This is a genomic window from Stenotrophomonas sp. 99219_Sma (genome assembly GCF_056480785.1).
The window spans coordinates 1945846-1972162 of the sequence record NZ_CM151117.1 but is presented as its reverse complement, the minus strand read 5'-3'; the positions used below and the strand labels follow the sequence as shown (position 1 = coordinate 1972162).

The window sequence follows — 26317 nt, the reverse complement described above, 5'->3', positions numbered from 1 at the left end:
CTCAGCCGGCGTGCAGGGCGGGCTGCACGACGTTGTCGAGCAGATCCACCGGGGTCGGCGCCGAACGATCACCTTCCAGCGCCCGGCTGAAACCCGACCAGTCGCTGGCCGACAGCTGGCGCAGCAGCGCTGCATCCACCGGCAACGCGCGCATCGACCAGTACGGAAACTGACGCTGGCCCAGGCGGCCGCGCGCCAGCTCGATGATGTCGACATGGCTGCCGGCCTGCAGGATGCGCTCGTACACCGAATCGATACCGTCCGGCGGCCCCTCGATGTACTGCAGGAATCGCCCGCCGTCATGCAGCAGCACACCGGTCACGCCCGCCATCTTGTTGAAGCGGGCGGCATCGTCGACCAGCGCCTGCAACCGTTCAGCGGAAAGATCCGGCAACGCCTGGCTGACGTAGGCGATGGCACGCAGTGGCATGGTGCTTCCTTGACAAGATGTACACCCACGGTAGCAGTTGCGGACGAGTCCGTCTCAGTGCCCGTGGATGTTTCCTGAAGAATTCAGTATGCCGCTGCAGGCAGCCCTTCTGCGCGTCTCGGCAGCAGGGCTTCGAACACCACCTGCCCGGCCTCGTTGCGCGCTGCGATGCGCCCCCCGTGCGCACGCACGAACTGATCGACGATGTACAGGCCCAGCCCCAGGCCCTTGCTCTGGTGGAAGCTGGCCTTGAACGGTTCGAACAGCCGCGGCAGCAGCGCGTCGTCGATCCGGCCGGCATTGCTGACCCGCAGCAGCACGCTGCGCGGATCGCGACCGTCCACCTCCACCCTCGCCTCGCTGCCATGGGTGAGCGCGTTGCCGACCAGATTGGCGGCAACCTGGCCGAGACGGTCCAGATCGCCCTGCAGCCGCGTATCGCCGTGCATGTCCAGATGGATCCGGTCCGCGCCATGCGCGCTGCCCGCTTCGGCCACCACCGCGCGGGTCACGTCGGCCAGATCGCAGGCACTGGCCTGCAGCCGCAGGCCACCGCTGCGGATCCGCGAGAAGTCCAGCAGCTGTTCGACCATGCGTGCCATGCGCAGGGTGCTGGCCTCCAGGTACTGCAGGGTCTGCTGCGCACCCGCATTGTCCTGCGGGATCTCCATCGCCAGCTTGTCACTGCACAGCAGGATCGCCGACAGCGGCGTGCGCAGGTCGTGGGTCAGCACCGCCGCCATTGTTTCGTTGAGCTTGAGCGCGCGTTCCAGCGCCTCGTTGCGCGCCTTCAGCAGCTGCCGCTGCTGGTACAGCTCGATGAAGACGTTGACCTTGCTCAGGATCACCTGCGGCGCCACCGGCTTGTGCAGGAAATCGACCGCACCGCTCTCGTAGCCCTTGAACACGCGCAGGGGATCATCCGGGGAGGCGGTCAGGAAGATGATCGGCACGTCGCGGCTGCGATGCGAACCGCGCATCAGTTCGGCCAGGGTGAAGCCATCGATCTCCGGCATGTGCACGTCCAGCAGGGCCAGTGCCACCTCGTGCTCGAGCAGCAGCTCCAGCGCCTGCGCGCCGGAACCGGCCAGCAGCAGATTCACGCCCTCGCGCTGCAGCAGCGCCTGCATGGCCACCAGGTTCTGCGGCACGTCATCGACGATCAGCAGGTTGACCGGGGACTGCGACTGCGCAGGGTCCGGTGGCAGCAGGTTCATGCAAACAACTCCTTCAGGCGACGACACATCAGTTCAAGGGGCAGCACGGCATCGGCGCCGGCGTACTGCAGGGCGGAGGCCGGCATCATCGACGCTTCGGCTTCCTCGGGACATTGCAGCCAGGCACGGCCACCGGCACGGCGCACGGCGGCAACGCCCTCGCTTCCATCACTGCTGGCACCGGTCAGCAGCAGGGCCAATACCCGCCTGCCGAACACCGCAGCAGCGGAGTCGAACAGCGGATCGATGGCCGGACGGGAGAACAGCACCGGCGCATCCACCGACAACGCCACCGCCCCCTCGTCCTCCACCAGCAGGTGGTAATCCGGCGGCGCGAACGTCACCGTGCCCAGCTGCAACGGCTGCTTGTCTTCGGCTTCGCGCACCGGCAGCGCGCAGTACGGCGCCAGCACCTCGGCGATGCGGCTGGTGCGGTCACGCGGCAGGTGCAGCACGGCCAGTACCGGCACCTGCAGCGTCGCCGGGAGCGCACCGAGTACCGCCTGCAGGGCCGCCACGCCACCGGCAGACGCGCCGATCACCAGCACGGCAGGACGCGCCGGCAGCGCCATCAGGCCACCTTCCGGTACAGGCGGTGCTCGCGCGAACAGACCTCGAAGGCGTCATGGTGGCATCCGAACTGCAGCGATTCCTTGCTGCCAAGACCGAGGAAGCCTCGATGCACCAGCGCCTCACGGAACAGGCCGACCGCGCGGTCCTGCAGGTCGCGGTTGAAATAGATCAGCACGTTGCGGCACGACACCAGGTGCACTTCGGAGAACACGGTATCGGTGGCCAGGCTGTGGTCGGCGAAGACCACGTTGCGACGCAGCTGGCGGTCGAACACCGCGCCATCGTAGGCCGTGGCGTAGTAGTCGGACAGCGACGCCGTGCCACCGGCCGCCAGATAGTTGCGGCTGAACTGGGCCATCCGGTCGATGCCATAGGCGCCCGCCTCGGCGGTGGCCAACGCGGCCGGATTGATGTCAGTGGCATAGACGATGCTGCGGTCAAGCAAACCTTCCTCATGCAGCAGGATCGCCAGCGACCACACTTCCTCACCGGTGCTGCAACCGGCCACCCACAGCTTCACCGAGGGATAGGTGCGCAGTACCGGCACCACCTGCTCGCGCAGTTCACGGAAGTACGCGGGATCACGGAACATCTCCGAGACCTGCACGGTGAAGAACTGCATGGCCTGGGCGAACAGCTCCGGCTCGTGCAGCAGCCGGTACTGCAGGTCAACCAGCCGTTCGCACTCATAGCGCTGCATCGCCTGGCGCATGCGCCGGCGCAGCGACGACACCGCGTAGCTGCGGAAATCGTAGTGGTAGCGCTGGTACAGCGCCTCCAGCAGGACCTTCAGTTCCAGGTCGAACAACGCCTGTTCGTTCATTGCCGCGAGCACCAGACCCGGCACAGCGACACCAGCTTGTCGACGTCGATGGGTTTGGCGATGTAGTCGTTGGCACCGGCCTGCAGGCACCGCTCGCGGTCATCCGGCATGGCCTTGGCAGTCAGCGCGATGATCGGCAGGTCCTGCAGGTGACGCTGCGCGCGGATCTCGCGCATCGCTGCCAGGCCGTCCTTCTCCGGCATCATGATGTCCATCAGCACCAGGTCGACCTCGCGCTCAGCCAGGCGATCCACCGCTTCCTGGCCGTTGCGCGCGATCTCCAGCGTCACGCCCAGCGGCTCAAGCACGCTGGACAGCGCGAAGATGTTGCGTACGTCATCCTCGGCCAGCAAAACAGTACGGCCATCGAGCACGGTGTCGCGACGGCGGGCCTCGCGCAGCAGGCGCTGCTGGTCGGTGGGCAGGCTGGCTTCCACGCTGTGCAGGAACAGGGTGACTTCATCCAGCAGGCGTTCGGGCGAACGCGCGCCCTTGATGATGATGCTCTTCGAATAGCGGCGCAGGCGCTGCTCTTCCTCGCGGCCGAGCGCGCGACCGGTATAGACGATCACCGGCGGGAAGCCGACATCATCATTGCCGGCCATGTGCTCGAGCAGGTCGTAGCCGCTGCCGTCGGGCAGCGACAGGTCCATCACCATGCAGTCGAAGGTAACCGTGCTGAGCTGCTCCAGCGCCCCCGCCAGCGTTCCCACTGCAACGATCTGCAGCTGATCACGGCCCAGCAGCAGTTCCAGGTTGTGGCGCAGCTCGCTGTCGTCCTCGACGATCAGCAGGCGCCGCACGTCGCGCTGGCTGGTCTGTTCCAGCTGTTCGATGGCCGTCACCAGCCGCTCGCGCGTGGTCGGCTTGATCGCGAAACCAATCGCACCCAGCTCGCGCGCCACCTGGCTGCGGTCCATCGCCGAAACCACGTGCACCGGGATATGCCGGGTATCGGGGTTGCGCTTCAGGCGCTCCAGCACGCTCAGGCCGGACACGTCCGGCAGGCCGATATCGAGCAGGATGCCGTTGGGGCGCAGTTCGCTGGCGAGGGTCAGCGCCTCTTCGGCGGTCCCGGCCACCACACAGTCGAAGTCCAGTTCATGGGCCAGGGCCACCAGCGCTTCGGCGAAGGTGGCGTCGTCCTCGACGGCCAGGATCAAGCGGCCGGCGCGTTGGCGACGGCCGCGGTCATCGGCCACGCTGGCGGTGACGGGCGCCACGGATGCAACGGTCGGTGCGACAGGGGTACGCGCAGCGATCGGCGGCGCAGGCTGCGGCGCAGGCGCTATTGAGGCGGCGGCAGGCACTTCGCCCGGTTCCGAAACCGGCGCGCCCTGCAACGGCAGTTCCAGGATGAAGCAGCTGCCGCGACCCGGTTCACTGTCGACCTGGATGCTGCCACCCATGCGCTCGGCCAGATCGCGCGAGATCGACAGGCCCAGGCCGGTGCCACCGTAACGGCGGCGGGTGCTGCCATCGGCCTGGCGGAAGGCTTCGAAGATGACCTGCAGCTGCTCGCGGGCAATGCCGATGCCGCTGTCGCAGACCTCGAACCGAACACGCCCCTGGCCACCGGCACGCACGTGCAGGCTGACCTTTCCATGCTCGGTGAACTTCACCGCATTGGCCAGCAGGTTCTTCAGGATCTGCTGCAGGCGCTGGCTGTCGACCACCAGCTGGCTGGGGGCCAGCGCATCGGCCTCGATCTGCAGGGCCAGGCCCTTCTGCCGCGCCATCGGCTCGAAGGTCTCACGCAGGCGCTGCAGTACGCTGCCCGTCACCACCACTTCATCGGCCAGCTCGACGTGGCCGGCCTCGATACGCGACAGGTCCAGGATGTCATTGATCAGCGCCAGCAGATCGTTGTTGGACGACAGGATCGCGCGCGCATACTTCACCTGTTCTTCGGTGAGCGTGCCGTCCTTGTTGTCGGCCAGCAGCTTGGCCAGGATCAGCGAGCTGTTCAGCGGCGTGCGCAGTTCATGCGACATGTTGGCCAGGAACTCGGACTTGTAGCGCGAAGTGGCGGCCAGTTCGTTGCTGTTGCGCACCAGCTGGCTCTGCGCGACCAGCAGCGCCTGCTTCTGCGCTTCCAGCTCATGGGTGCGCTCCTCCAGCTGGACGTTGCTCTGTTCCAGCTCGGCCTGCTGTTCTTCCAGATGGGTCTGCGAGTGCTGCAGGCTGCGGCTCTGCTCTTCCAGCTCCTCATTGGCCACGCGCAGCTCTTCCTGCTGGGCCTGCAGTTCCTCGCCCTGACGCTGCGATTCCTCCAGCAGCACCACCAACTGTGCGCGCAGCAGCGATGCACGCAGCGCCATGCCGATGGTCTCCCCACAGCGCTCCAGCAGCTCGACATCGAGTCGATCCTGTTCGCCGGCGCGGGTGCGTCCCAGTTCAATGATGCCCACCACCGCGCCATCGCTGCTGATCGGCGCCAGGATGCGCTCGCGCACCGGCAACCGCCCCAGGCTGGTCTGCAGCTCAAGCACCGCATCATCACCCCCATGCAGGTGGCGGATGCGCTCGTCCCGTGCCACCTGCCCGGCCACGCCTTCCTGCAATGCCAGCGACGCCGGCATGCCGGACGGCAATGCCAGACCGCCGGTCAGCTGCAGTCTTCCCCCTTCCAGACGGTAGACGGCGGCGACGTCGGCCTGCAGCTGGGCCCCCAGGCTGGTTGCCGCCGCCTCGGCGATCTGCTCCGGACCCAGGTCACCGCGCAGGCTCATCGCCACCGCGTTCTCGGCCTCCTGCAGCCACAGCGCCCGCATCGCGTCGCGTCGCGCCTGGATGGCGCGGGAGACGATCAGCGCGATCATCAGGAACGCACACCCGCCAATGCTGCGGTTGACGAACGAGAACGCCGAGTTGGAGCTGGCCGGGGCAACGTTGTAGCCGATGATCAACAGGATGCAGGCGACGACGGCCACGATGAACGGCGCGCGTGCACTGCGCTGGAACAGCGTGACGCCAACAGCGAGGAAGTACGCCAGCCAGACGGCGTAGCCCAGCGGAACCACCAGTTCCAACGCAATGGTCGCTGCCAGCAGTACGGCGGAGGTCATCCAGATCCAGCGGTCACGCGTAGTCGCACCAGGACGCATGCAGGTCGGTTCCAGAGCACAAAGGGTGGGTGATGGTACTCCGTGTCGTATTCAGCCGCACAGGACCATTGGCACGTGCCGCGCCTGCACGCACTCTTCACACTGCACTGCCTAGCTTCACGTCCCTTCCAGGGGTAATGCTCATTTCCACGTGGACGCAGCTGCTTCTACGACGTCCGTGCTGACGGACCCTTCCCGCCAACTGCGACTGCTGATCGACAGCGTGCGCGACCATGCGCTGTACCTGCTTGATCCTGATGGCATCGTCTGCAGCTGGAACCCGGGCGCGGAGCGCATCAAGGGCTATTCAGCCGGTGAAGTGGTCGGCACGCACTTTGGCCGTTTCTATCTGGCTGCCGATCGCGAAGCCGGGGAACCGCAGCGCCTGCTCCGCCTCGCAGCGCAGCACGGTCACGTCGCCAGTGAAGGCTGGCGGGTGCGCCGCGATGGCTCGTCTTTCCGTGCCAGCGTGGTCATCGAGCCGGTCGTCGAAGCAGGCGAGCTGCTCGGCTTCGTCAAGATCACCCGCGACATCACCGAGCAGTGGCAGGCACAGCGGCTGCTGCGTGATGCCCAGCGTGCGCTGCGCAATACCCAACAGTTCGAGACCGTCGGCCGCCTCAGCCGCGGGCTGTCGCACGAGTTCAACAATCTGTTGACCACCATCGGCAACGCCCTGGACCTGCTGTCCCTGCGCGTGAACGGTGACGATGCACGCGCCGCCGAGCTGCTTGATGCGGCGCAGACCGCGACCGATCGTGGTGCGCTGCTGACCCGCCAGCTGCTGGCCTTCAGCACCGGCCAGACCCTGATCCGCGAACCACTGGATATCAATGCGCTGATACGGCAGTGGCTGCCGGACCTGCAACGCGCCTGCCCGCCCACGGTGGTGCTGGATGCCCAGCTGGCGCCCGGCCTGCCTGCGATCAACACCGATGCGCTGCAGCTGCAGACGGCGCTGGCCAATCTGGTCGCCAATGCCGCGGATGCTACCCTTGAAGGCGGCCGCATCCTGATCGGCACCGCGCTGGAGCATCGCCTCGACCCGGATGCGGACTCCACGCTGCAACGTGGCTATGTCACCCTCAGCGTCTGCGATGAGGGCCACGGGATGGCGGCCGACATCGCCGAACGGGCGACCGAGCCGTTCTTCACCACCAAGGACATCGGCAAAGGCAGCGGCCTGGGCCTGAGCCAGGTGTTCGGATTTACTACCCAGAGCGGCGGCTTCGTCGACGTGTCCACCACGCCCGGTGTCGGCACCACGGTCAGCCTGCTGCTCCCCGCAATGGAGGACCCTGCCGATGACCGATGACCCGATCCGCGTATTGATGGTGGAAGACCAGACCGATCTGCGTGAAATGATCGGCCTGGCCCTGCGCGACCTCGGCATCGACGTGGCCACGACCGCCGATGCGCATGAGGCCGCCGCCCTGCTGAAGGGCGAAGCGCGTTTCGACGTGGTGTTCAGTGACGTCAGCATGCCCAACGGCATGTCTGGCATCGAACTGAGCGAGCACGTGGCGCGCGAACAGCCGCAGGCGCGGATGATCCTGTCGTCCGGTTATGCGCGCTCGCAACTGCCGCCCCTGCCGGAACAGGTGGAATTCCTGCCCAAGCCGTATCGGCTGCGCCAGTTGGTGCAGTTGTTGAAGCAGGCGTAAGGCACGGTGCCCCGGCAGCAGGGCCCTGCGGTCAACCCGTCATCGCCCCCCGCTGGAACGAAGCCAGCAGCGTAGAGGCTGCCGCTGCCGGCGCCAGCCGACCGCGCGCCAGTGACCAGGTGATGCCGTAGAAGCAGGTCCAGTAGAAGTCCGCGAGCCACACTGCGGTGAAACCGACGTTGAACTCTCCGGCCGCCTGACCTCTCAGGAAAAAGGCCTCGAAGCGCTCGCCGATCGGCGCCCAGCGCTCCGGCAGCAGATGCAGGTCACCCTGGCGCTGCTGCTCTTCCATCATCCGCGCGAACAGCAGCGTTACCAGTTCCCAGTCCGCCAGCAGCGTGGCGGTGACCTGCTCCAGCACGTGGTGTGCATCACCGCCCTCATCGAACCAGACCGCCGCCGCTTCCACGCGCTCGAAGCCGGCCGCGAACAGTGCCTCGTCGATCGCCTCCCGGGTGGGCGCAAACCGGTACAGGGTCGCGCGGCTGATACCGGCCCCGCGCGCGAGTTCGCTGAGGGTGCAGCGTGGATGGCTGACCAGGGTGGCCGCCAGCGCATGGGGCAGGTCGCGGCGGGTGCGTGCTGCGGCAGGTCGCATGAAAGCGCTGAGGTATGGGTTCGCCCTCACGCTAGCATGAATCACCAATTAATAAACTGAATCAAAGATGATTCATTCGGATCACCGGTGCGCTAAAACAGGGATGCGTCCGGTGCACCCGGGTCGGTGCACGGCAGGGAACGCGTCACAGGCATCGAAGGAGACAACGCCATGCTGCATCCACTACGCGATATCGCTGTGCTGTTCGACGCCAGCGACACCGGGGACCGCGTTCTCAACATCGCCGCCCATCTGGCGCAGGCACAGCAGGCCCATCTGGTCGCGGTCTCCACCGCCCAGCATCCCACCGACATCGCCAACGGCTTTGCGCGCGGTGCCGGCATCGCCGCCGCGCTCGACCACGAGGCGCGCGCGGATGCCGCCTGCACCGCACAGCTGATGCAGAACCTGCGTGCCGTGTCCGAGCCACTGCAGATCAGCACCGAACTGCGCATCGTCTCGGACTATCTGGGCGGCGCCGACCTGGCCCTGCAGTCGCTGTACTGCGACCTGATCATCGCCGGCTATCCGCGTACTCCCGGCGCCCCTTCTGGCTGGCACCCGCTGGGAACGCTGCGCCAGACCGGCGTGCCGATGCTGCTGGTGCCACCGCATTGGCATGGCGACCAGGTCGGCCATCGCATCGTGGTGGCCTGGAATGCCAGCAAGCAGGCACGCCGTGCGGTAGCCGATGCGCTGCCGTTGCTCGCACGTGCAAAAGCGGTGCACCTGCTGATGGTCGACACGCCCAGGGCCGAGGCCACACCTGGCGCCGAGATGGCCCAGCACCTGGCGCGGCACGGCGTCGAAGTAGAGATCCAGGCGATCAGTTCAAGCCAGGGCGGCGTTGCCGCGACCATCCGCCAGCACGTGCTCGATGCCGACGCCGACCTGCTGGTGCTGGGCCCCTACAGCCGCAGCCGGGTGGTCGAGCGTGTGCTCGGCGGGGTCACCGAGGATCTGCTGGCCGAAGTACCGGCGCCCTTGTTCGTGTCGCACTAGTACCGCCCTGCCCTGCCCGGCGATAGCCGGTCAGCGACTGCCCGGTGTGCCGCCGGAAGTAGCGGCACAGGTAGGACGCATCCTCGAAGCACAGTCGCTCGGCGATACGACCGATCGGCAATTCGCTGTAGGTCAGCAGCGCCTTGATTTCCAGCACCACCTGGCGATCAATCAACGCCTTTGGCGTTTCGTCGAAGCACTCGCGGGTCAGCTGCGAAAGATAGAACGGGGTGATGCACAGCGCGTCGGCATAGGACTGCACGTCGCGCTGGCGCGTGCTGCGCTCACCGACCAGTTCCCAGAAATTCCAGGCCAAGCGCTCGCGTCGGCTGACCTGCGCCACGGCCACACTGCGCGCCGGCAACAGCGTTGCGAATTTGAGGAAGAACGTCTGCAGCAGGTTGCGCAGCATCACGTGACGATAGCGGCCGCCATTGTGCTGCGCATCCATCAACTGCTGCAGCCAGCCCTGCAGCAGCGGCACGTCCAGCGGCGACGGCACGCAGTGGGGCTGATCGTGCAGGAACTTGAACAGTGCATTGGGAAGCACATAGGCCACCTCCGATGCCAGCGCCTTGGGCATCAGGCAGACCACCGCCAGAAAGCCGCGTGAGCGCTGCCGCAGCAGCGCCAGCGTGTCCTCTGCCAGCACCAGCACATCGTGCCGCTGCACCGCTACCTCGCGGAAGTTCAGTGCAAAGCGTGCGCGCCCCGATACGCATACCAGCAGCGCCAGATAAGCGTGGCCGAACGACAACGGGACGCCTTGCCCTTCGGCCAGCGTACTGACCTCCAGGCGCATGGATTCGTCCTGGTCCAGGAGCTGGGGTACGCGGTCCATGGGCCGATCCGGCTGTATTCCGGGCCCCAGCATACCCGGGCTCGGCCACCCGTTGTGAAAAGTACCGAAACCATCAAGGTCCCGCTCTGGGCCGATCGCGCCTGGCGACCTAGCCTGTGCACTCTCTTTGTTCCCGTGGAATTGACATGCAGCTGCACACCGAACGCTTGATCCTTCGCCCCTGGCGCGACACCGACGCTGCCGATCTGTACGAGTACGCCCGCGACCCGCGCGTGGGCCCCATCGCCGGCTGGCCGGTGCACACCAGCGTTGAGGAAAGTACCGAAATCATCCGCACCGTCTTCAACCGGCCAGAGGTCTACGCGCTGCAGAGCCGCGAGGACGGCCACGCGATCGGCTGTGTCGGCATCCTGATCGGCACCGACAGCAACTTCGAGATCAGCGATCGAGAGGGTGAGATCGCCTACTGGATCGGCGTTCCGTACTGGGGCCGCGGACTGGTGCCCGAAGCGGTGCGCGAAGTGATGCGGCACGCCTTCATGCAGCTGGAACTGGACGCACTGTGGTGCGGCTACTTCGCTGACAACCTGCAATCGCTCAGCGCACAGAGCAAATGCGGTTTCCAGCATCACCATACCGAAGTGAACAAGTTCAACAGCTTCCTCGGCGACTACCGCACCGAGCACATCAGCCGCATCACCCGCGAGCAATGGTTTGCCCTGCAGGCCACCTTGCCAGCATGAGCGAAGTTCAGGCCGACGTGCGCTGCATGAACAGAAGTTCCGGCGTCGAGGACGCATCAACCTGCTGGAAGCCGAGGTCGCGATACAGGGCCACGGCAGCGGTGTTGTCACGATAGACGCGCAACGTGAGGCGCTGCACACCGGCTTCGCGCATGGCCTGTGCACTCAAGGCCTGCATGAGCAGCCGGCCAAGGCCGCGCCCGCGTGCCAGCGGGGAAACAATGATGCGGCCCAGGTGCGCGGTGCCGGCGTCGGTCGTCCAGTACTGGCCAAAGCCCAGGCACTGGCCCTGCTCGTCCAGCAGCGCCCAGCCAGGCCTCGGCCCGAGTTCGAGCACCTGCGCGAACCGTTCCGGCGGCAAGGGGAACGGCACGCCGGGGCCCGCCCAGCGCTGGGTGACCTCGGCGGAATCAAGCCAATCGGCAATGGTGGCGTAGTGGGAAGGCTGGACGGCGCAAAGGTTTGGTTTCATGACCCGCATGGTGCGTCATTCGTGGCGATTAGACACGCTGCGTGTCGACACTTGAGTTTTGTCATAGGACAATAAACAATTCCAGGCGTCCAGCCCATTCCCCCTTCGGGAGATCCCATGTTCAAAGGCCTCAGCGCGTTTCCACTGACCCCGCTCTCTGAAGCCGGCATCGACTTTCGTGCGTTTGCCGGACTGATCGAGCGCCTGGCCGATTCCGGTGTTGATTCGATGGGCGTGCTTGGCTCCACTGGCAGCTACGCCTATCTGGAGAAGCACGAGCGCAAGCGCGTGCTGCGCGAAGCCCTGGCGCACGCAGGAGGCGTACCGGTCATCGCCGGCATCGGTGCACTGCGTACCCGCGATGTGCTGGAGCTGGCCCTGGACGCCGAGGATGCAGGTGCTGCAGGCCTGCTGCTCGCCCCCGTGTCTTACCAGCCCCTGAAGGACCATGAGGTGCAAGCACTGTTCGAAACAATATGCGCAGCGGTCCGCACGCCAATCTGCGTCTACGACAATCCGGGCACCACGCATTTCCGCTTTACCGATGCACTGCACGGCCGGATTGCGGCGCTGCCGAACATCGCTTCGATCAAGATTCCGCGCCTTGCTGATGATCCCGTCGAGGCTGACGCGCGCGTTGCTGCACTCCGTGCATGCGTTCCCGCGCATGTGACGCTGGGCGTCAGTGGTGACGCCTCGGCGGTGCGAGGGCTGCTGGCGGGGGGTGACGGCTGGTATTCGGTGACCGCCGGACTGTTCCCCGAGGTTGCGCTGCAGATCATGCGGGCCGTGGGTAGTGACGATGAAGAGGGTGCTATTGCCCTGTCTGCGCGGCTGGCGCCGCTGTGGTCCCTATATGAGCGGTTCGGCGGGATTCGCGTCATGGCCTGCGCGGCGGCACTGCTGGGACTGTGCGGCGAGGACTGCCTGCCGCTGCCGTTGCAGGGGCTGCGTGGTGGCGAGCGCGAGGAGGTGGCGGCGGTGCTGGGCGGGCTGGGGTTGTTGTATAAGCCCGGCGAGTATGTGGCATGCGGTGGCGGGGACCTCGGTCTGATTCCAACGGCCGACCGGCATCCTCCGGAGGAACAGATAACCCTCCTCACGGTGGGTTAGCAGCTGATCCAAACGCGTGCATTCTACCTTCTGGAGGCCACTTCTTGAACCACCTCTCGCACCCGCTTTTCATACGCAGTGATGAGCTGCTTTCTCTGGTCTGGCGTTGAGGGCTTTCCAGCATTTCCAGGGCGTGCAGCATACTCCTTCTGGAAATCGCACATGGCTGCGAACACAGCATTGCTCATTTCATCATTCGCAATGGTCGGCGCGGTGGGGCTTCCATCAGCATTGATGCCGATGTCGAATGTCATGTCGCCCGTGTAGCCGCCGAAGCTGTTTTTTGCGTTCACCGTTCCGCAAGCGATCGTACCGTCGTAGAGTGAAAACACTTGGCGAATCGTGATCCTTGCCGAATCAGGATCTTTCAACGCCTTGCGAACACCTGCCTCAACCGCGACCCTGACTGCCTCAGCCTTCTGTTTTTCAAGCTCCTCCTTGCTGGGAGAACAGCCAGCGAGACCGCCCATCAACAGGATGATCAGCATCCGATTCCGCATATCCGTTCCTCCATGTGGCGAGAACGGATGGTAACTCAATGCGCGCCGTTTTCAGCATATGCAGCGGGCTTGCGGGAGGTGCTTTAGCCTTATCTCATGACCAACATGTGCGGCATCATGCAGCCATGATCGCTGCCTCTTGCAGTGCGTCGAGTTTCTGTGCGACGGGGATGCGCCAAACCGGCACTACCCTGAAAAGCGAGTTCCAACGTCCTGAGTCCGATAACCCCAGCCCGATTCGAACGGGCGACCCTTCCTTAAAGCGGGGATCTCTCTGCGCGTTCAATCAATGGCTTATGAAGTGGATAGGACCGGCTCGGGGCCATTCTGCTCAAACACTGGGCTGCATCTACTACTGCTCCGCCCTCACCCACGGCCCCATCGGCTCCTTTGCCACGGGCGAGATCACTGCCGGCAGCAGACCGACCTCACGACTACACTGTTGTAGCCCTCTCATGATTGCGTCACAGTTCCTCACTTCCAATGGAGCTGCTGCATGCACGGAATGACTCTACACCTCGGGATGGCAACAACCGGAATCACACTTCTGCTGCTGACTGCCTGCACCTCCGTTGGCGACATGCGAAGTACTGGACCTGCAGCAGCATTCTCGTCCAATCAAGAGCCCTTGGCTGCCGCTACTTGTGTCCGCGATGCATGGGGAGAGGTGAGCATCGGAGGATCGCGATGGCAGTACGTGATTGAGCCCCGTGCCAATGGCTACTCCGTGTCGACCTCCAATGGCGGGGTCCCGGCGGAGTTTGTTGAGATCACCCCCCAAACCGGAGGGGGGAGCGAGATCAAGTTCTACAGTAAGTTCCTGAAGCGTCGACAGGCTCGCTACATCGAGGCCATCACCCTGTGTGGTGTCCGCTCGGAGTAACCCCAGCTCTTGAATGCCGCGAAGGTCGAAGCCTTTTCCGACTCGCCACAGCACCCAGATGTCGCCCAACTGGCCCGGCCAGAGGGAACGGGAGCCGTGCAGAAGGATTGGTTGCTGTGCCTAGGAGGCAAGGCCGGAAGGATACGACCGGCGATTGCAGATCCCGCGAACGCAGCAACGATCTGCCCGAATCGTTCGGACTGGGCGACAGCGCGGCACTACTCACGCGCAACCGGCGGGTCCGTCGAAGCCACTTCGGTCTTGAATTGGGTTAAGGCTCACTCACCGGCATATGTGCCAATTACTATCGTGAAGTAGCACAGCTTGGTTCTTGGAAAACCTCAACGCCAAGCAAGCGCTCGTTCGCGCGGGAACCTTGCTTTTTGGTCGGTCATGCGGACCAGCTTCTGGTAGGAGGTAGTGACCTGGGCGAAGCAGCACACGGCAGCCACCTGGCCGCAGTGCCGTTCTGGATACGTGATGGAGGCCTACCGCGTCAGCCGCGCGGTGAACGCGCCCTGGAACAACCGCGAAGATCTGTTGCTGCAGATCACCCGGGATTCGCAACACCAAGATGCGAATTGTTCTCTGTAAGGTCGGCGAAAGCCCGGGACCATACCTTTGCCCCTTCGCAGTACAACACAAGCAGCAGAACGCTGTTCGCGCATCAGTCTTTGCATGGGGGCAACGTGGCGAGCTTGAGTTGGTTCGACGGAATGGTCCTCGGCTTCTTGCTCGGCGTCGCTGCAAGCGCAATCACCGCATTCCTCGCGCTCCGCGACAAAAGCCGGGATGAATGACCACAGCAGCAAGCTGCGGGCCGCCTGAAATGAGCAGAGGCCCACAGCATCAGCGTAGCGAACTTCCGCGCAGAGCCCGCATTCACCTGTGGGACCAACTGGCGCTTCAAGACACTCTCGCAAGCCTGCCAAATGCCGCAAGCCATTGATTCATGGTGACCCCGGCCCGATTCGAACGGGCGACCTTCCCCTTAGGAGGGGGGCGATCCGGCTATATCCGTCAATGCTCTTGGTGCGATCTGTGCCAAAGCTGTGCCAGATTACGCGCCGCCGGGGGGCCACAAGCGCTGTAAAACGCAGTATCCCCAGCCATGGCGGAGCGTAGTCGGATCTTTCAGCCCCCCCGCATCTGCTCCAGCCCTGCCCTCACCCACGCCTTGCGCGCGTCCCTCGGGCGGAGCTTGGTCGCCGGCGGCTTGGCCGGCTCCAGCGCTTCCTTGACCCGCTGCGCCTCCCTGCTCTGCATAACCGAGCCCCGCTGCTAGAATTCGCGCACCTTTGGACGGGAAGCCCCATGGAACGGTGGTATCTGGCAACACTGCTGGCCTTGATCCTGCACCAGATCGACGCCGCGTTCTGGCACGAATGGAACATGTTCCGGGTCCCTGGGGGCATCCAAGGGTTCCTGATCTTCAACCTGGCCGCTGTGGGCGCCCTGCTGCACGGGTATCGCCAAGTCGCGCTGGCCAAGCCATCCGCGCGAGCGTATGCCCGCCTGTGCGGGATAGTCGGTGCCGGCACAGCGGTAATCCACGTTGCGTTTGCCATTGCTGGCCGCGAGGAATTCCATCTCCCTCTGTCCATCGCAGCCCTAGCCGCATGTCTCGTTACCGGCGTCGGCCTGCTGCTGAGCAGCCGGAAACCGGCCATTGGTCAGTAACCGCCCCGGAGCTGCGCCCGCCCCGCCCTGACCCACGCCTTCATGGGATCCCTCGCCCTGGGCTTGGTCTCCTTCGGCGGTCGGCGCGGCTCCAGCGCCTCCTTGATTCGCGCCAGTTCCGACCGCCCGGCCTCGGCAAGGCGCCGGGCCTGTTGCTGCTGCTCGCGGGTTGGCGGCAGGCCGGGCAGTGGCGGCGGCGGCTGGGTCGGGGTGCTGTCGGTCAGCCGGGCGACAGCCTGGCGCAGGGGCAGATCGGGATAGAGCCTAGCCGCACACCAGCGCTCGGCGTACCGCTTCGCCTGCCGGGCGTTGGCCGCGCGCACTTCCTTTACTTCCCAAAACTTGTGGCCTTCTAGCCATAGGCGCACCCCAGGGCCGCCATCGGGTTCGACGCCGGCCGTCTCGCGGCCGTTGTACGAGAGCGCCCAGCGCTCACCCGTCTGGACCCAGCCAGAGGGGATCGGGGCGGTGCGGAAGCCGGCGGAGGAATACATGGCTGGAAGGATACGACCGGCCGTCGCAGATCCTGAGAAGGCACACCACCGCTCAGCCCGCTGTGATGAAGCGTTCACTTTAGGGCGAGCACAGTAGGGTCTCGCGGCTCTTCTCCGGTGCAGAATCCTTTGCTCCCGTGTCCAGCCCTCCAGCGGCACGGCTATGCACCCTCCCAACGCTTTCAGGATCCATTCGATCCTGCCCCTGCTTGCGCCCAATGGCGCAATCATCCGATTGGAGCAGGTGCGATCAACCTGTAAAAGCTGTGGGCTCAGGTCGTCGATGACTGAGGGTGCAGGCTTTCAAAAGGATCGAACGGGAACCACGCTTACGTGCCCTGCTTGCGGAACGACAGGATTGATGGACGAAATGGAGATCTGGCATCACTGGCTAGAGCAGTGCCGTCGCGAACGACTTCTGGCGCTCTTCGACCCCAAGCCCGACGATCCACTCGACATCGAGGACCCAAAATGACCGATGGCATCTCCGAACTGCGGGACCGCCTCCACTCCTGCGAAGTTGCGATCGAGGTTCATCGCGGCTATTTGAAAGCAACGGAGTACGCGCTGAGGGTTTTGTGTACTGACCCACCCGGCGCCCGAGCAGCTGACCGACACCTGGTTACGCCTACTTCCCAGCATCGCGGCGAAGCACAAGCACGATGGCGGCGATCTCTTCGCCGCCGCATTTGAGCAATCGCTGATGGTTCTGACCGAGCAAATCGGCGAGCCAAGCAGCAAGCGCTAGGCTGCGATGGCGTACGGCTCAACTAACGCGACCAACAGATCCATCGCGGTCGCATAGGCGGCCTGGGCATCGCCGCGCTGATTGAACCGGGTCCAGTCCGCATGGGCCGCGCGCTTAAGCTCCTCGGGCTCAACTGGCAGCCATTTCATGGGCCAGAACGGCAGGCGGCGTTGCCCCACCCTGCCCCGCTGCAGCTCCACAATGCCGTTGTGGCTGGTGGCACCCAGAACCCTGGAGTAGGCCACTGCCAATCCGTCCTCTGGCCCCTCCATGTATTGGAGGAAGCGTCCGCCATCGAAGAGGAGCACCCCCGTAACCCCAGCATTACGGTTGAACCGGGCCGCGTCATCCACGATCTGATCCAGCTTTCCGTTGGATAGGCCCAGCTTGTCGCCGGCGATTCCCTCTCCGGCGCCGCTCACATATACAACCGCCCTGATGGGCATTGCGCACCTCCTTGATGAAGGACCACCGTAGCAGCAGCGGGCTCATGTGAGCGTGAGGTCGTTGGATCGTTCTGAACGCGTCAGGTTCGGGTGTTGCTGAATTCGGACCTTCGTCACAAGATGCAGGCACCACAAAGCGCAGCATGCGCAAAATTTTCCGGTAGTTAGCAATGCCAGATACAGGCCTTTTTCACGTTATCGACCTCGACGCGGACCGCGACGAGCTGGGCAAGTTGAAGCACGTAAGTGCAATTACTGTCCGCTGCAACCAGTGCAGACATGTCACCCATTCAAGCGCTCCGGACCTGCAGACAATGCCGGGAGGAACCCTGCTCGCTTGCGCTGGATGCGGCGAGCGTCAGGCAGTCAGCAACGCCCGCTTGGTCGAATGCGACCAAGTGTTGGAGCCTACGATGCCCCTTACGATGCCCGCCTGATCTGCGGCACGAGCGGCCGACCCTTCGAGCCCCCCCCCAATCGCCAGATGGGCCCCAGGTCCTTCGCGACCGTCTCTCCCTTCTGGAAGAAGCCTATCAGCAGATGTTCGCCGGCCACTTACCGGCACATCTGCTTGAATGCATCCGATTCCTGCACTGCCCAGCTTGTCGATAGCTCCCTTAGACTGGTCGGCAGCTTTTGTTACACTGTAACCTTGGCCCAAATTTGAACTTATTCTACCTTCTGATGAAACAAGGCCACGACACGTGAGGCTACTGTAGTAGCCAGCACTCTCGCACCCCAGCCAGCCAAAGCCTCCAGGCAAGTCAAGCGTTTCGATTGTGCTCCACCATCATAGGAGAAGAACATGCAACTCGATGCTCTCGACTTTCCAATCGTCTGGATGCGCTTCAAGGCTCCCAGCAATTCGCCGGGCCTCTCACCGTTCGAAGAGTTCGAGCAATTGCTTGCACGCAAGCAGCCATTCGTCCTCATTAATGATGAAGGACTGGATCGCAGCAACCACGAAGAATCACCAGAAGAACGAAAACAGGTCTCGCTCTGGATGAAGCGGAACAAGGCCGAGCTGCGGTCTTATGTTAAAGCTGCGATCTACATTGAGCCCAGCACCGCAAAGCGCGTCGCCACTAAGGCCTTCGCCGCAATTTATGAAAAGTTCTGGGGATATCCGATGATGATGGCTATCACCATGGACGAAGCTGTCCGACTCGCGAACGATCTGCTGACCCCGATGGAGAGCGCCTAATATTTCCATCGTGAGCGCCGTTGGATTCATCTTCCAAGATGACCCATTCGGCGCTCGATCTGATCAGAATCTAGCTCGTGATCTGGATGGAACAAGCGCATGGACGCCATGTAGCCGCGCCTGCCCTCGGAGTTGCGCGATAGAGGCCTACCGCGTCAGCCGCGCGGTCAACACGCCGCGGAACAACAGCGAGGAATTGCTTTTGCCTGTAAGGTGAGCCGCCCAGCCAGCGGCTAGGCGGCCCCTCAATCACATGAAGACGTAGCCTTGCGGCCCGTCGTTGTGAGCGCCCGAGATGCCTTCGCAGCCGATATCGCGGGTGTCGAAATGACGGAGCTTTCCCTTCCACGTGTAAGCGCATCGATACAGTGGTGCGGTTCCTGGCAGCTGCACCGACGATACATAGCCGATCGGCCCTTGATTGGGAGGAATGACTTGTCCCTCACAATTCATGTCCTTTGAGGTGAAGCCATCCCATGGGGTGTGACTGAAACACTCCCTAATCGGGTGACTGTTCTCAAAGGGTGTCGTGGAGATAAACCCGATGACCCCTTCGTCCATCCAGCCCGAACGCACCCACGAGGCAATATCGTAGTGAAGAATTCTGTGGGTGTTGTTCTTGCCTTGGTAGATGCGGTGGAGTTCTGCCAGCGTGACACCAGCCGGCACAGCAAGACTGGGATCCATCTGCACCGCCGCATTCGCCACGGATGCCAGGTCAGTCCCGCTTGCATGGGCGACGGACGCGCCACCAATTGTGAGAAGCAAAGAAATACTCAGAAGACTCGATTTCACGAAATGCTCCATTTCTTCAATCGCGAACATCTTGCTCGCCCTTTGATCGTATCCAGAGCAGCGAGTCCACAAAGTGACAAAGTTCAAATCGATCAATTTCAATTAGCGAATGAACGGTTGGCATTGAATCTAACCTGCGTCTCGCACCAGGTGGCTTCCGACTGATGCTGCATGGTTTGCGGAGGCATGAGAGCGACAATCAATGGCCGGTTACATCGATCAGCACGAAGTGCCCGGATGCGCTGAACTGTGTCGCATTGTCGGACTGCGGGATCAGGGCAGTGGCGCCGGCATAGTAGAAGCGCCCCGAACCCGCTGCACCGGTCCCATCCCCCTGCGGCCCGGTCAGCCGGAAGCCCACGCCGCGCTCAATCCGCTGACACGAACGAGACGAGATCACCGCGTAGCGCCGACCAGCCGGGACCTGCATGTAGGCGCCCTCTGCCGCCCCGAACGGGGCAGTCGTCACGCCCATTATGCGTAGGGGCTTCGCCCAGGAAGCGAAAGCCAGCTCGCCGGTGTGCTCTCGGTAGACCTCGATGCCGGTCTTGCCCGGCGTTCCCGTCACAACCGAGTCGTATACCCACACCGTACCGAACACAAACGATGAGCCAGTGTAGGCTGACACTCGCCAGTTGTTGCCACCGAGATTGGTCAGAATAACGCTGAGCCCGAAGTTGTTGTTCGGACCGGTGACCGCAACCACTGGGCTCTTGGCCTGGAAGTCACGGGTGACGAACCGGGTTACTACGATCCCCGACACCTCGTACGCAACGGCGCCAGCTTCGTTGATATCGAACTTGTGACGTAGATGGAAGTTGAGCAGGTCACTTCGGACCTGCACCGTTCCGGACGGGGTGTATGCCTCAAACCCTCCTACTAGCATTTCAGTGAACCCCGTAAAGGACAGTTGCCGGAACCAGGGAAAAGGCCGGCTGCCCGTTGGCATCCACATCAGTGCCCCAGTACACCCGGCCATCTGAATACCAAACACTCGGTGTACGGCCAGGCTGCGCCGGAGGCGGCACCACGTAGAAGAGGAAATCCCCTGGTGGCAGTGGCCCCACCCAGGTCGAGTTCCCGTGCACGGCGTCGGTCTGAACCGTGCCAATGAACAGCCCCAAGCGGGTGGTGTAATCAATCTCCAGCGATCCGTCGAGATTGAAGGTCTGAATGCCCGCAGGCATGCGCTCTACTCCTCTAGTGATTGGCGGGAGGGCGCTTGCGCCTCCCGCCATTTGCTATTGCGACCAGGGTAAACGTGATCGCCAGCGAGCTTGTTCGCCGGATCCGCGAGGCCCTGCCGGGCTTGCCGTCGAAGAGTGCCGAGCCCTGATCCGCGCTGAGCCACGTGGCTCCCGTGAGGGTGACCGTCGCAACGGCCGGCATGCCGTATCCGATCAGCACGGGGCCCCTGCCTTCTTCGCTGCGCGAACTTCATCCTCGTTTCGCTTCAGCGACCGAACCTGCCGCCCCAAGCAGTCGATCAGCCGTCGTCTCACAGGTCCCTGATCCAATCCGGCAATAGACTCCAGCGTGTGCAGCGCGCCGGAGGCCAAGTACCGGTTGAGATCGTCGGCCTCCCCTCCGCGCACACTGATTTCAACACGGACGAGGCCGCTTTCAGGATCGAATTGAATGGACACTTTTAATCTCCAAGAGGCGCAGCGCTTGCTGGCCGAGCTGCAGCGAGTGCATGCAGAGTTTGAGGAACTGGCTGACGCAGGCGATCGCCACCGAGCATTGAGTGCGGATGAACTCGATCAGTACCGACAGCGCCTGATTGAGCTGAAAGCCCACCTCAAGCAACGCGCATCCACAGGGACGATCGATGGCTCCAAGCGTCGGCTCACCAGGCTGGAAGACGCGTTCTACGAACCAGCGGTTAGGAAGGCATCCGCCAACTTCTCGCTGCGGACGAATGCACCACCGTCCCAGTGGACCAGTGGGCTATACAACCCATCGGTCGACATTGCCTATCTGGCAAGCCAGCTGGAGGACATGATCAGGGAGGGGGCTTAGCCCCACACCGTCAGCACCACGTCCCCCGTGGCAGGGTTGCGTTCTACCCGACGCACCAGCACCGGCTTGCCGTCCTCAAGGCCGTATCGACCGTAGGTAAGCCGGCCGATCTGCCCGGGCAGCGGCGCAAGATCCTGATCACCACGGACCGCGAGCTGGTAGAAGTGGCGCTGCACCTGGTACATGCCCGAGACGCGCTCAATCTCTTGCTGCGCATCGGCCGCGTGCCAGAACAACGAGATGACCGGGTCCGCAGCCTCGGCCCGCTGGTAGTGGGCGTGCAGCGCACCAGCACCATACACCTGCCCCCGGTAGAGGCCGGTCAGCTCATCGCGCCGTGACTGGGGCACGTCGACAACGTCGGTGACCAGGTCCGATGCGCCCAGCGCCTGGCCGTTGGGTCGGTAGGCCACGCGTCGGGTCAGGTTGGGAGCGTCATCGGGCACCATGACCAGATCAGCCGCCAGATCATCCTCCGACAGGTCGAAGGCGAACGCACCGGCATGTGCCTCGGGCGCGGTCACGCGGACAAAGCGCAACACGCCAGCAGGATCCTGATAGCAGCCGGCGCCGTAGCTGGGCAGGAGCGAGTTCAGCGCCGCGCGGCCCGTGATGGCCGTGCCTGCGTAGTAGCCGATCCCCATGTAACCCGTGGCTTGGTCGATCACCGCGCAGTCGCTGGTCGACCACGCCGCTCGGCCCAACCGGGCCATCACATCACCCACCGCCTGCTCCAGCCGTGCCGGCATCATGCCCGCGCCGATGCTGGAGGCGTCAACCACCACCGGCGTCACCGGTGGCGACTTCAGCAGCAGCTGTTGCCCGTCCGGGGCCTCGTTGTAGGTGGTGATCTCCATCAAGTCGCCGCGGTCCATCACCGCATTGACGTAGACCCGGCTGTCAGCGACGAACATCGATGTTGCGTCCGAATTGGCGCCCATGGCAGGGATGCTGGCCACCGCGCCGATCACCACCGGCTGTGGCTTCCATGCCAATGACGCGACATTCGGCAGAAACACGCCCCGGTTGATCGTCTCGTCCAGGTAGTCGTGCGCATCGCGCAGGTGCAGTGTCTTGGTGCCATCGTCGTTGATCTCGATCTGTTCGATCGCGCAACGGAAAGCCGGGACCGCGTCGGCCCGCATCCCGCTCTCGGGTGCCAGCAGGATCTGCACCGAACTGCCAGAGGCACCGGTGCCCGCCATCCCGTCCAGCAAACCTTCCGCATCGACCACGACGCACTCGGCAGCCGCTGCCTGGGACACCGGATCACCACCCCACGGCCAGAACGCCAGTTCCTGGATCAGGTTCACGCCCTCGGCCACCAATCCCTCGTAACGGGCATTCGCCGGGCTGTCGCCGGGTGCGGACAGCCAGTCCACGTCGGCCAACCGGGTCGGGCTGACGGATGCCGTGGGCAACCGCCAGCCTGCAGCCGCGGCCTCGCTTCGCGGCCCCCACTGGCCGGCGTTGACAGCCAGGCAGAGCCCGCCAGCCTTCGATGCGCCCAGCGAAGCGGCGAAGAACAGTGGCCCGGACAGCTGCAGCTCGCGCACCAGGATCTGCGCGCCGTTGAGGTAGAGCCGGATCTGGCGCGGTGCCCCGAAGACCACCTGCAGCCCGACAATGTCGCCATGGGTCGCTGTCGGAAGGCCCGTCGCGATCGCACCGCCTGCCTGCAGCAGCCTCCCGGCGGCGAGGTCCCAACCGATACTGGCAAGGTCTGCACCCAGCGCCTTGTTCAGCGCTGCTGGACCGGTGGCGAATCCTACGAGTGCTGCAACGGCGTCATCACCCCACACGGCAAACTCCACGCCCACCGTCCCGGCATCAAGGCTGAAGTCGGAACGCGCGTGGCTGGCCAGCGTGGTGGCGCCGGTGGTGGCCAGGGTGAGCCCGCCATCTCGCGCAGCGAGTACCGGGCCAATGGGCGTGGCGGCGAACCGCCCGAATGTGTCGGTCATGGTCATCCCAGTCCGTCGAACCAGTCCTGCGCCTCGTCCTCATCGGACCGTGGCACGAGGGCGTCGAGGTAGTGCTGAAAGGAGCGCTTGGTCCCGCCCTGGCTGTGCGAGGCGGTGATGTACGCGGCGAAGGCAGCGGGCTTGATGTGCAGGCTCACGGGGTCAATGGGGTTCCGCTTATGGAACTCCCACCATTCCAGGAACTCGCGCCGTGACATGGTGGCCCGCAACTCCGAAAAGGAAACAGTGGGGAAGGAGATTCGACGGCTGATGGCGGTGTTCAATCGCGGCGTCGAGTGGAAAGAGCTGGACGTGAACCCGCTGGCCTCCGTGAAGGCACCGCGCGGCGTGCGGAGCGTGGCCGTCAAGTTCTATGACCGGGCGGCGATGCGCCGGCTGTATCGCGCGAACCCCGCGCGGGCGCAGCTCTGGCTCTTTATGGCCCACACCGGACTGCGGCGGGGAGAGATCATCGGCCTGGAGAAGAGCTCAGTCGTCGCCGGGCGCCTCCTCGTGGAAAGCGATCCGGACGAGAACGGCGAAGGCCGGACAAAGTCAGGAAAGTGGCGGGAGGTTCCTCTGAACCGCTATGCCAGGTGGGCACTGCGCCGCTTGCCCGACCCGATCGTCACGGTGCATAAGGACACCCTGTCTGACTGGTTCAAGAAGGACTGTGAGCTTGCTGGAGTGGGCGGTCACCTTCACAGGCTACGCCATACTTTCTGCGCTCATATGGTGATGGCAGGTGTTCCACTTCGTCGCGTGCAAGTCCTTGCTGGGCACGCAGACTATGCAACAACAGAGAAGTACTACGCGCATCTCACTCCAGACGGGGACGACCAAGCGGTGAAACGATTGGTGTTTTAGATCTTGTGATAACGACGAGTCAACTCTCTCTGGATCGTTCTCATGTCCCTTGTACCTACCCAGCTTCGCCAAGGCGGGACATCCCGGCCCCCGATCTGTTGGTGTAGGTAGTCCGCCGCGTAGCGCAATTTCTCGGCGGCCTCCTCAATCTTCACTACAAGGCTCCATACTTCAACAGCAGGGACATCCTCACCCCGATCAGAATTTCTGCGGATTAGCCTTACTTGGACGCTCGCTTGATGCAACAAAGAGCGACCAGTGGCAACACTCTGAAGCACGTCAGCAGGGAGGCCGGAGACCAAAGCCCAATCCCTTAGCTCTTCATGCGTCATGAAGGTCTGAGCTACCTCGGTTAGTAGTTTGATGTCGGCGCGAGAGAACTCCCGTCCCTCGGGGACGATTCTGCTTATACGGACGGCCAGTTCCATGTCCGCCACCACAGGCCAGCATGAAATTGACACTGAGATTGATAGCGCTTCCTTCTTCCGCCTAGCAACCTCTCGAGAGGCAAGCACGGCAATGAAGATGGTAGATGCAGCACCAACAAGAGCGCCAAGCGCTGCTAGACCATCAGCGATCGACCCTGGTGAAAAAGGTTTAGACGGCGGCCGTTCTTGAAAGACAGCCCAGCCTGCAAGGATTCCCAGTACAAAAACTGAGCCCGCAGTAATGCAGTAATCAGGCCCGCTGCCCCGCCGAGGGCTGCGATGAAATCCCGGAACTGCTGGCTGATCTTGTGTGACGCGTTCATCCGTGCCACGCAGCAAGGTCATTGAGGACCGTCATCCGGGCCTCGAAGCGGGGCCTTCAGTACGGATTTCAGCACAACGTATGGTTCAAACAGCTGTGCCAACTGTGCCAAAAGCTGGATTACGCACGGTGATGTAGAGCAATGTCGCTCGCCATGAAATTCCATAAGCCATTGATTAATGGTGACCCCGGCCCGATTCGAACGGGCGACCTTCCCCTTAGGAGGGGGACGCTCTATCCAGCTGAGCTACGGGGCCATTGGCAGCGGGAAAGGATACCTCGTCTGGCTGAATGGACCAAGCGCGGGGCGTTCTGCAGAGCCCTCGGAGTAGATATGCTGGCCCGCCGCGACCCGTTGTGAACTGGATGTCCGACGTCTGGCGAACCCTCTCCGCCCTCGGCGACAGCCGCTGGCTGCTGCCGATGGCCCTGGTGCTACTGATCACCCTGCCCCGTGCAGACGCACGCCTGAAATGGCGATGGCTGCTGGCCATCGCCGTCACCGCCGGCGTCACGCTTGCCTCAAAGCTGGCCTTCATGGGCTGGGGGATTGGCATCAAGAGCGTGCACTTCACCGGTTTCTCCGGGCACGCCGCGATGTCCAGTGTCGTCTATCCGGTCGTTGGTGTACTGCTTGCCGGCCCCGGCAAGCGCGCACGGGCGATCGGCCTGGTAATCGGCGCGCTGTTGGCCACCGCCATTGCCTGGTCACGAATCCCGCTGCATGCCCATAGCATTTCGGAAGTCATTGCCGGGCTGGCACTTGGACTGAGCTGCAGCACGTGGGCACTGCACGCCGCATCACCCGTCGGTCGTGCCCCTGCGATGGCTGTTGTCGCTGCCGTGCTCGCGGGAATGGTCCTGCCCCTCGCCTTGCCGGACGTCCACACGCACCAACTCGTCATTGCACTAGCAAAGCTCATCTCCGGCAGGGCTGAGATCTTCCAACACTTCTGAGAATCGCCAGGGCGACCCCACATTTCCTTCACGTTCCTTGACAGGGCAAATGAATAGCAGCCAACATAGCGGTGGAAAAATTTCCCTCACGGAGTAGGAGACCCCGTAGATGAAGAAGATGATTGCCGCCCTGGCCCTGCTGGGCCTGTCCTCGCCGGTGTTCGCTCAGGAAGCTCCTGTCGCCACCGAAACCAGCGCTGAAGTTGCTGGCGCTGAAGCTGCTGGCGCTGCCGCCACCGGCACCCTGACCACCGTCGCTACCGTGGGTCTGGGCATCGCCGCTGCTGGCGTGCTGTATAGCGTTGCTGCTGACAGCAGCAAGGATGACGCGGGCAACAACGGCGGTACCGGCACCACCAACCCGCCGACCGGCACCACGGGCACCACCGGCACGACCGGCACCACCCGCTGATCGACACGCCGACGTAGCACCCCGCCCTCGCCGGGCGTCAGTTCGGCGAGG

The 26317-nt window shown here is 63.7% G+C and carries 28 protein-coding genes and 2 tRNA genes; 11 read left to right on the top strand and 19 right to left on the bottom strand.

Annotation, left to right across the window (positions count from 1 at the left end):
- Position 1: 1 nt before the first annotated feature.
- The 5 genes from ACZK13_RS09105 to ACZK13_RS09085 all read right to left on the bottom strand — a co-directional run bounded on the left by ACZK13_RS09105 (position 2) and on the right by ACZK13_RS09085 (position 6150).
- Positions 2–430, bottom strand: coding sequence for a BLUF domain-containing protein (locus ACZK13_RS09105; protein WP_032127425.1), 429 nt, complete (start codon positions 428–430; stop codon positions 2–4).
- Between the two features lie 83 nt (positions 431–513).
- Complete coding sequence (locus tag ACZK13_RS09100; RefSeq protein ID WP_478482466.1) at positions 514–1647, bottom strand: hybrid sensor histidine kinase/response regulator; 1134 nt, start codon at positions 1645–1647, stop codon at positions 514–516.
- Positions 1644–2219 carry a chemotaxis protein CheB gene (locus ACZK13_RS09095; RefSeq protein WP_032127501.1) on the bottom strand — a complete coding sequence of 192 codons (576 nt, stop codon included), beginning with the start codon at positions 2217–2219 and terminating at the stop codon, positions 1644–1646. The genes ACZK13_RS09100 and ACZK13_RS09095 overlap by 4 nt, the downstream gene beginning before the upstream one ends.
- The gene (locus tag ACZK13_RS09090) at positions 2219–3043 is read right to left on the bottom strand and encodes a CheR family methyltransferase (RefSeq protein ID WP_032127427.1); all 825 of its coding nucleotides are present in this window, start codon (positions 3041–3043) and stop codon (positions 2219–2221) included. The genes ACZK13_RS09095 and ACZK13_RS09090 overlap by 1 nt, the downstream gene beginning before the upstream one ends.
- Positions 3040–6150 (bottom strand): response regulator, encoded by a 3111-nt coding sequence (locus ACZK13_RS09085; protein ID WP_253143641.1) that lies wholly within the window; start codon positions 6148–6150, stop codon positions 3040–3042. Before ACZK13_RS09085 ends, ACZK13_RS09090 begins: the two co-directional genes overlap by 4 nt.
- 151 nt (positions 6151–6301) lie before the next feature.
- On the opposite strand from ACZK13_RS09085, the gene ACZK13_RS09080 reads away from it, so the two are divergent.
- The gene (locus ACZK13_RS09080; protein WP_423162771.1) at positions 6302–7465 is read left to right on the top strand and encodes a two-component system sensor histidine kinase NtrB; all 1164 of its coding nucleotides are present in this window, start codon (positions 6302–6304) and stop codon (positions 7463–7465) included.
- On the top strand, positions 7455–7814 hold the full coding sequence (locus ACZK13_RS09075; RefSeq protein ID WP_010482617.1) for a response regulator: 360 nt from the start codon (positions 7455–7457) through the stop codon (positions 7812–7814). The genes ACZK13_RS09080 and ACZK13_RS09075 overlap by 11 nt, the downstream gene beginning before the upstream one ends.
- Before the next feature lie 31 nt (positions 7815–7845).
- Here ACZK13_RS09075 and ACZK13_RS09070 read toward each other — a convergent pair whose 3' ends face one another.
- Positions 7846–8412, bottom strand: a complete 567-nt coding sequence (locus ACZK13_RS09070; RefSeq protein WP_049421338.1) for a TetR/AcrR family transcriptional regulator — start codon at positions 8410–8412, stop codon at positions 7846–7848.
- A 171-nt stretch (positions 8413–8583) separates the two neighbouring features.
- Here ACZK13_RS09070 and ACZK13_RS09065 point away from each other — a divergent pair, with 171 nt between their 5' ends.
- Positions 8584–9414, top strand: coding sequence for a universal stress protein (locus ACZK13_RS09065; protein WP_329914377.1), 831 nt, complete (start codon positions 8584–8586; stop codon positions 9412–9414).
- Here the strand turns inward: ACZK13_RS09065 and ACZK13_RS09060 are convergent.
- Positions 9362–10255, bottom strand: coding sequence for a helix-turn-helix domain-containing protein (locus ACZK13_RS09060; RefSeq protein ID WP_293794812.1), 894 nt, complete (start codon positions 10253–10255; stop codon positions 9362–9364). The two genes, ACZK13_RS09065 and ACZK13_RS09060, sit on opposite strands and share 53 nt — an antisense overlap.
- 146 nt (positions 10256–10401) lie before the next feature.
- On the opposite strand from ACZK13_RS09060, the gene ACZK13_RS09055 reads away from it, so the two are divergent.
- Complete coding sequence (locus tag ACZK13_RS09055) at positions 10402–10959, top strand: GNAT family N-acetyltransferase (protein ID WP_132809997.1); 558 nt, start codon at positions 10402–10404, stop codon at positions 10957–10959.
- Positions 10960–10966: 7 nt separating this feature from the next.
- Here ACZK13_RS09055 and ACZK13_RS09050 read toward each other — a convergent pair whose 3' ends face one another.
- The gene (locus ACZK13_RS09050) at positions 10967–11431 is read right to left on the bottom strand and encodes a GNAT family N-acetyltransferase (RefSeq protein WP_478445878.1); all 465 of its coding nucleotides are present in this window, start codon (positions 11429–11431) and stop codon (positions 10967–10969) included.
- 117 nt (positions 11432–11548) lie between these two features.
- Between ACZK13_RS09050 and ACZK13_RS09045 the strand changes: the two genes are divergently transcribed.
- Positions 11549–12544, top strand: a complete 996-nt coding sequence (locus ACZK13_RS09045) for a dihydrodipicolinate synthase family protein (RefSeq protein WP_346484647.1) — start codon at positions 11549–11551, stop codon at positions 12542–12544.
- A gap of 23 nt (positions 12545–12567) precedes the next feature.
- Here the strand turns inward: ACZK13_RS09045 and ACZK13_RS09040 are convergent, their stop codons facing one another.
- Both ACZK13_RS09040 and ACZK13_RS09035 read right to left on the bottom strand, forming a co-directional pair.
- Complete coding sequence (locus tag ACZK13_RS09040; protein ID WP_346484648.1) at positions 12568–13032, bottom strand: hypothetical protein; 465 nt, start codon at positions 13030–13032, stop codon at positions 12568–12570.
- 1848 nt (positions 13033–14880) lie between these two features.
- Positions 14881–14949 (bottom strand) — tRNA-Arg (locus tag ACZK13_RS09035).
- Positions 14950–15241: 292 nt separating this feature from the next.
- Here ACZK13_RS09035 and ACZK13_RS09030 point away from each other — a divergent pair.
- Complete coding sequence (locus ACZK13_RS09030) at positions 15242–15607, top strand: DUF6713 family protein (RefSeq protein WP_346484649.1); 366 nt, start codon at positions 15242–15244, stop codon at positions 15605–15607.
- Here ACZK13_RS09030 and ACZK13_RS09025 read toward each other — a convergent pair.
- Together ACZK13_RS09025 and ACZK13_RS09020 are read right to left on the bottom strand one after the other, a co-directional pair.
- Positions 15601–16101 (bottom strand): hypothetical protein, encoded by a 501-nt coding sequence (locus ACZK13_RS09025; protein ID WP_346484650.1) that lies wholly within the window; start codon positions 16099–16101, stop codon positions 15601–15603. The genes ACZK13_RS09030 and ACZK13_RS09025 overlap by 7 nt on opposite strands.
- 744 nt (positions 16102–16845) lie before the next feature.
- The gene (locus ACZK13_RS09020; RefSeq protein WP_346484651.1) at positions 16846–17295 is read right to left on the bottom strand and encodes a BLUF domain-containing protein; all 450 of its coding nucleotides are present in this window, start codon (positions 17293–17295) and stop codon (positions 16846–16848) included.
- 805 nt (positions 17296–18100) lie between these two features.
- Here ACZK13_RS09020 and ACZK13_RS09015 point away from each other — a divergent pair.
- Positions 18101–18499, top strand: a complete 399-nt coding sequence (locus ACZK13_RS09015) for a hypothetical protein (RefSeq protein ID WP_346484652.1) — start codon at positions 18101–18103, stop codon at positions 18497–18499.
- Between the two features lie 249 nt (positions 18500–18748).
- On the opposite strand, the gene ACZK13_RS09010 is transcribed toward ACZK13_RS09015, so the two are convergent.
- The 4 genes from ACZK13_RS09010 to ACZK13_RS08995 all read right to left on the bottom strand — a co-directional run bounded on the left by ACZK13_RS09010 (position 18749) and on the right by ACZK13_RS08995 (position 20940).
- Positions 18749–19324: a hypothetical protein gene (locus ACZK13_RS09010; RefSeq protein ID WP_346484653.1), complete on the bottom strand. Its 576-nt coding sequence runs from the start codon at positions 19322–19324 to the stop codon at positions 18749–18751.
- A gap of 169 nt (positions 19325–19493) precedes the next feature.
- Positions 19494–20138 (bottom strand): hypothetical protein, encoded by a 645-nt coding sequence (locus tag ACZK13_RS09005; RefSeq protein WP_478482465.1) that lies wholly within the window; start codon positions 20136–20138, stop codon positions 19494–19496.
- 43 nt (positions 20139–20181) lie between these two features.
- Positions 20182–20481, bottom strand: coding sequence for a hypothetical protein (locus tag ACZK13_RS09000; protein WP_346484655.1), 300 nt, complete (start codon positions 20479–20481; stop codon positions 20182–20184).
- 213 nt (positions 20482–20694) lie between these two features.
- Positions 20695–20940: a hypothetical protein gene (locus tag ACZK13_RS08995; RefSeq protein WP_478482464.1), complete on the bottom strand. Its 246-nt coding sequence runs from the start codon at positions 20938–20940 to the stop codon at positions 20695–20697.
- Here ACZK13_RS08995 and ACZK13_RS08990 point away from each other — a divergent pair.
- The gene (locus tag ACZK13_RS08990) at positions 20933–21316 is read left to right on the top strand and encodes a hypothetical protein (protein ID WP_346484656.1); all 384 of its coding nucleotides are present in this window, start codon (positions 20933–20935) and stop codon (positions 21314–21316) included. The two genes, ACZK13_RS08995 and ACZK13_RS08990, sit on opposite strands and share 8 nt — an antisense overlap.
- Here ACZK13_RS08990 and ACZK13_RS08985 read toward each other — a convergent pair.
- Together ACZK13_RS08985 and ACZK13_RS08980 are read right to left on the bottom strand one after the other, a co-directional pair.
- On the bottom strand, positions 21313–23280 hold the full coding sequence (locus tag ACZK13_RS08985; RefSeq protein ID WP_346484657.1) for a hypothetical protein: 1968 nt from the start codon (positions 23278–23280) through the stop codon (positions 21313–21315). The two genes, ACZK13_RS08990 and ACZK13_RS08985, sit on opposite strands and share 4 nt — an antisense overlap.
- 2 nt (positions 23281–23282) lie before the next feature.
- Positions 23283–23438, bottom strand: a complete 156-nt coding sequence (locus ACZK13_RS08980; protein WP_295573909.1) for a hypothetical protein — start codon at positions 23436–23438, stop codon at positions 23283–23285.
- A 58-nt stretch (positions 23439–23496) separates the two neighbouring features.
- Between ACZK13_RS08980 and ACZK13_RS08975 the strand changes: the two genes are divergently transcribed.
- Positions 23497–24147, top strand: coding sequence for a tyrosine-type recombinase/integrase (locus tag ACZK13_RS08975; RefSeq protein ID WP_478482463.1), 651 nt, complete (start codon positions 23497–23499; stop codon positions 24145–24147).
- Between the two features lie 930 nt (positions 24148–25077).
- On the opposite strand, the gene ACZK13_RS08970 is transcribed toward ACZK13_RS08975, so the two are convergent.
- Positions 25078–25154 (bottom strand) — tRNA-Arg (locus ACZK13_RS08970).
- A 109-nt stretch (positions 25155–25263) separates the two neighbouring features.
- On the opposite strand from ACZK13_RS08970, the gene ACZK13_RS08965 reads away from it, so the two are divergent.
- Together ACZK13_RS08965 and ACZK13_RS08960 are read left to right on the top strand one after the other, a co-directional pair.
- A complete protein-coding gene (locus ACZK13_RS08965; protein WP_346484660.1) occupies positions 25264–25854 on the top strand; it encodes a phosphatase PAP2 family protein in 591 nt (196 codons plus the stop codon).
- Positions 25855–25963: 109 nt separating this feature from the next.
- Positions 25964–26266 carry a hypothetical protein gene (locus ACZK13_RS08960; RefSeq protein ID WP_346484661.1) on the top strand — a complete coding sequence of 101 codons (303 nt, stop codon included), beginning with the start codon at positions 25964–25966 and terminating at the stop codon, positions 26264–26266.
- Positions 26267–26317 lie beyond the last annotated feature (51 nt).

What these genes read in the sequence shown, in the direction of transcription:
- ACZK13_RS09105 (WP_032127425.1), bottom strand. Translation starts at nt 430, where the DNA reads ATGCCACTGCGTGCCATCGCCTACGTCAGCCAGGCGTTGCCGGATCTT.
- ACZK13_RS09100 (WP_478482466.1), bottom strand. Translation starts at nt 1,647, where the DNA reads ATGAACCTGCTGCCACCGGACCCTGCGCAGTCGCAGTCCCCGGTCAAC.
- ACZK13_RS09095 (WP_032127501.1), bottom strand. Translation starts at nt 2,219, where the DNA reads ATGGCGCTGCCGGCGCGTCCTGCCGTGCTGGTGATCGGCGCGTCTGCC.
- ACZK13_RS09090 (WP_032127427.1), bottom strand. Translation starts at nt 3,043, where the DNA reads ATGAACGAACAGGCGTTGTTCGACCTGGAACTGAAGGTCCTGCTGGAG.
- ACZK13_RS09085 (WP_253143641.1), bottom strand. Translation starts at nt 6,150, where the DNA reads ATGCGTCCTGGTGCGACTACGCGTGACCGCTGGATCTGGATGACCTCC.
- ACZK13_RS09075 (WP_010482617.1), top strand. Translation starts at nt 7,455, where the DNA reads ATGACCGATGACCCGATCCGCGTATTGATGGTGGAAGACCAGACCGAT.
- ACZK13_RS09070 (WP_049421338.1), bottom strand. Translation starts at nt 8,412, where the DNA reads ATGCGACCTGCCGCAGCACGCACCCGCCGCGACCTGCCCCATGCGCTG.
- ACZK13_RS09065 (WP_329914377.1), top strand. Translation starts at nt 8,584, where the DNA reads ATGCTGCATCCACTACGCGATATCGCTGTGCTGTTCGACGCCAGCGAC.
- ACZK13_RS09060 (WP_293794812.1), bottom strand. Translation starts at nt 10,255, where the DNA reads ATGGACCGCGTACCCCAGCTCCTGGACCAGGACGAATCCATGCGCCTG.
- ACZK13_RS09055 (WP_132809997.1), top strand. Translation starts at nt 10,402, where the DNA reads ATGCAGCTGCACACCGAACGCTTGATCCTTCGCCCCTGGCGCGACACC.
- ACZK13_RS09050 (WP_478445878.1), bottom strand. Translation starts at nt 11,431, where the DNA reads ATGAAACCAAACCTTTGCGCCGTCCAGCCTTCCCACTACGCCACCATT.
- ACZK13_RS09045 (WP_346484647.1), top strand. Translation starts at nt 11,549, where the DNA reads ATGTTCAAAGGCCTCAGCGCGTTTCCACTGACCCCGCTCTCTGAAGCC.
- ACZK13_RS09040 (WP_346484648.1), bottom strand. Translation starts at nt 13,032, where the DNA reads ATGCTGATCATCCTGTTGATGGGCGGTCTCGCTGGCTGTTCTCCCAGC.
- ACZK13_RS09030 (WP_346484649.1), top strand. Translation starts at nt 15,242, where the DNA reads ATGGAACGGTGGTATCTGGCAACACTGCTGGCCTTGATCCTGCACCAG.
- ACZK13_RS09025 (WP_346484650.1), bottom strand. Translation starts at nt 16,101, where the DNA reads ATGTATTCCTCCGCCGGCTTCCGCACCGCCCCGATCCCCTCTGGCTGG.
- ACZK13_RS09020 (WP_346484651.1), bottom strand. Translation starts at nt 17,295, where the DNA reads ATGCCCATCAGGGCGGTTGTATATGTGAGCGGCGCCGGAGAGGGAATC.
- ACZK13_RS09015 (WP_346484652.1), top strand. Translation starts at nt 18,101, where the DNA reads ATGCAACTCGATGCTCTCGACTTTCCAATCGTCTGGATGCGCTTCAAG.
- ACZK13_RS09010 (WP_346484653.1), bottom strand. Translation starts at nt 19,324, where the DNA reads ATGTTCGCGATTGAAGAAATGGAGCATTTCGTGAAATCGAGTCTTCTG.
- ACZK13_RS09000 (WP_346484655.1), bottom strand. Translation starts at nt 20,481, where the DNA reads ATGCCTGCGGGCATTCAGACCTTCAATCTCGACGGATCGCTGGAGATT.
- ACZK13_RS08990 (WP_346484656.1), top strand. Translation starts at nt 20,933, where the DNA reads ATGGACACTTTTAATCTCCAAGAGGCGCAGCGCTTGCTGGCCGAGCTG.
- ACZK13_RS08985 (WP_346484657.1), bottom strand. Translation starts at nt 23,280, where the DNA reads ATGACCGACACATTCGGGCGGTTCGCCGCCACGCCCATTGGCCCGGTA.
- ACZK13_RS08975 (WP_478482463.1), top strand. Translation starts at nt 23,497, where the DNA reads ATGGTGGCCCGCAACTCCGAAAAGGAAACAGTGGGGAAGGAGATTCGA.
- ACZK13_RS08965 (WP_346484660.1), top strand. Translation starts at nt 25,264, where the DNA reads ATGTCCGACGTCTGGCGAACCCTCTCCGCCCTCGGCGACAGCCGCTGG.
- ACZK13_RS08960 (WP_346484661.1), top strand. Translation starts at nt 25,964, where the DNA reads ATGAAGAAGATGATTGCCGCCCTGGCCCTGCTGGGCCTGTCCTCGCCG.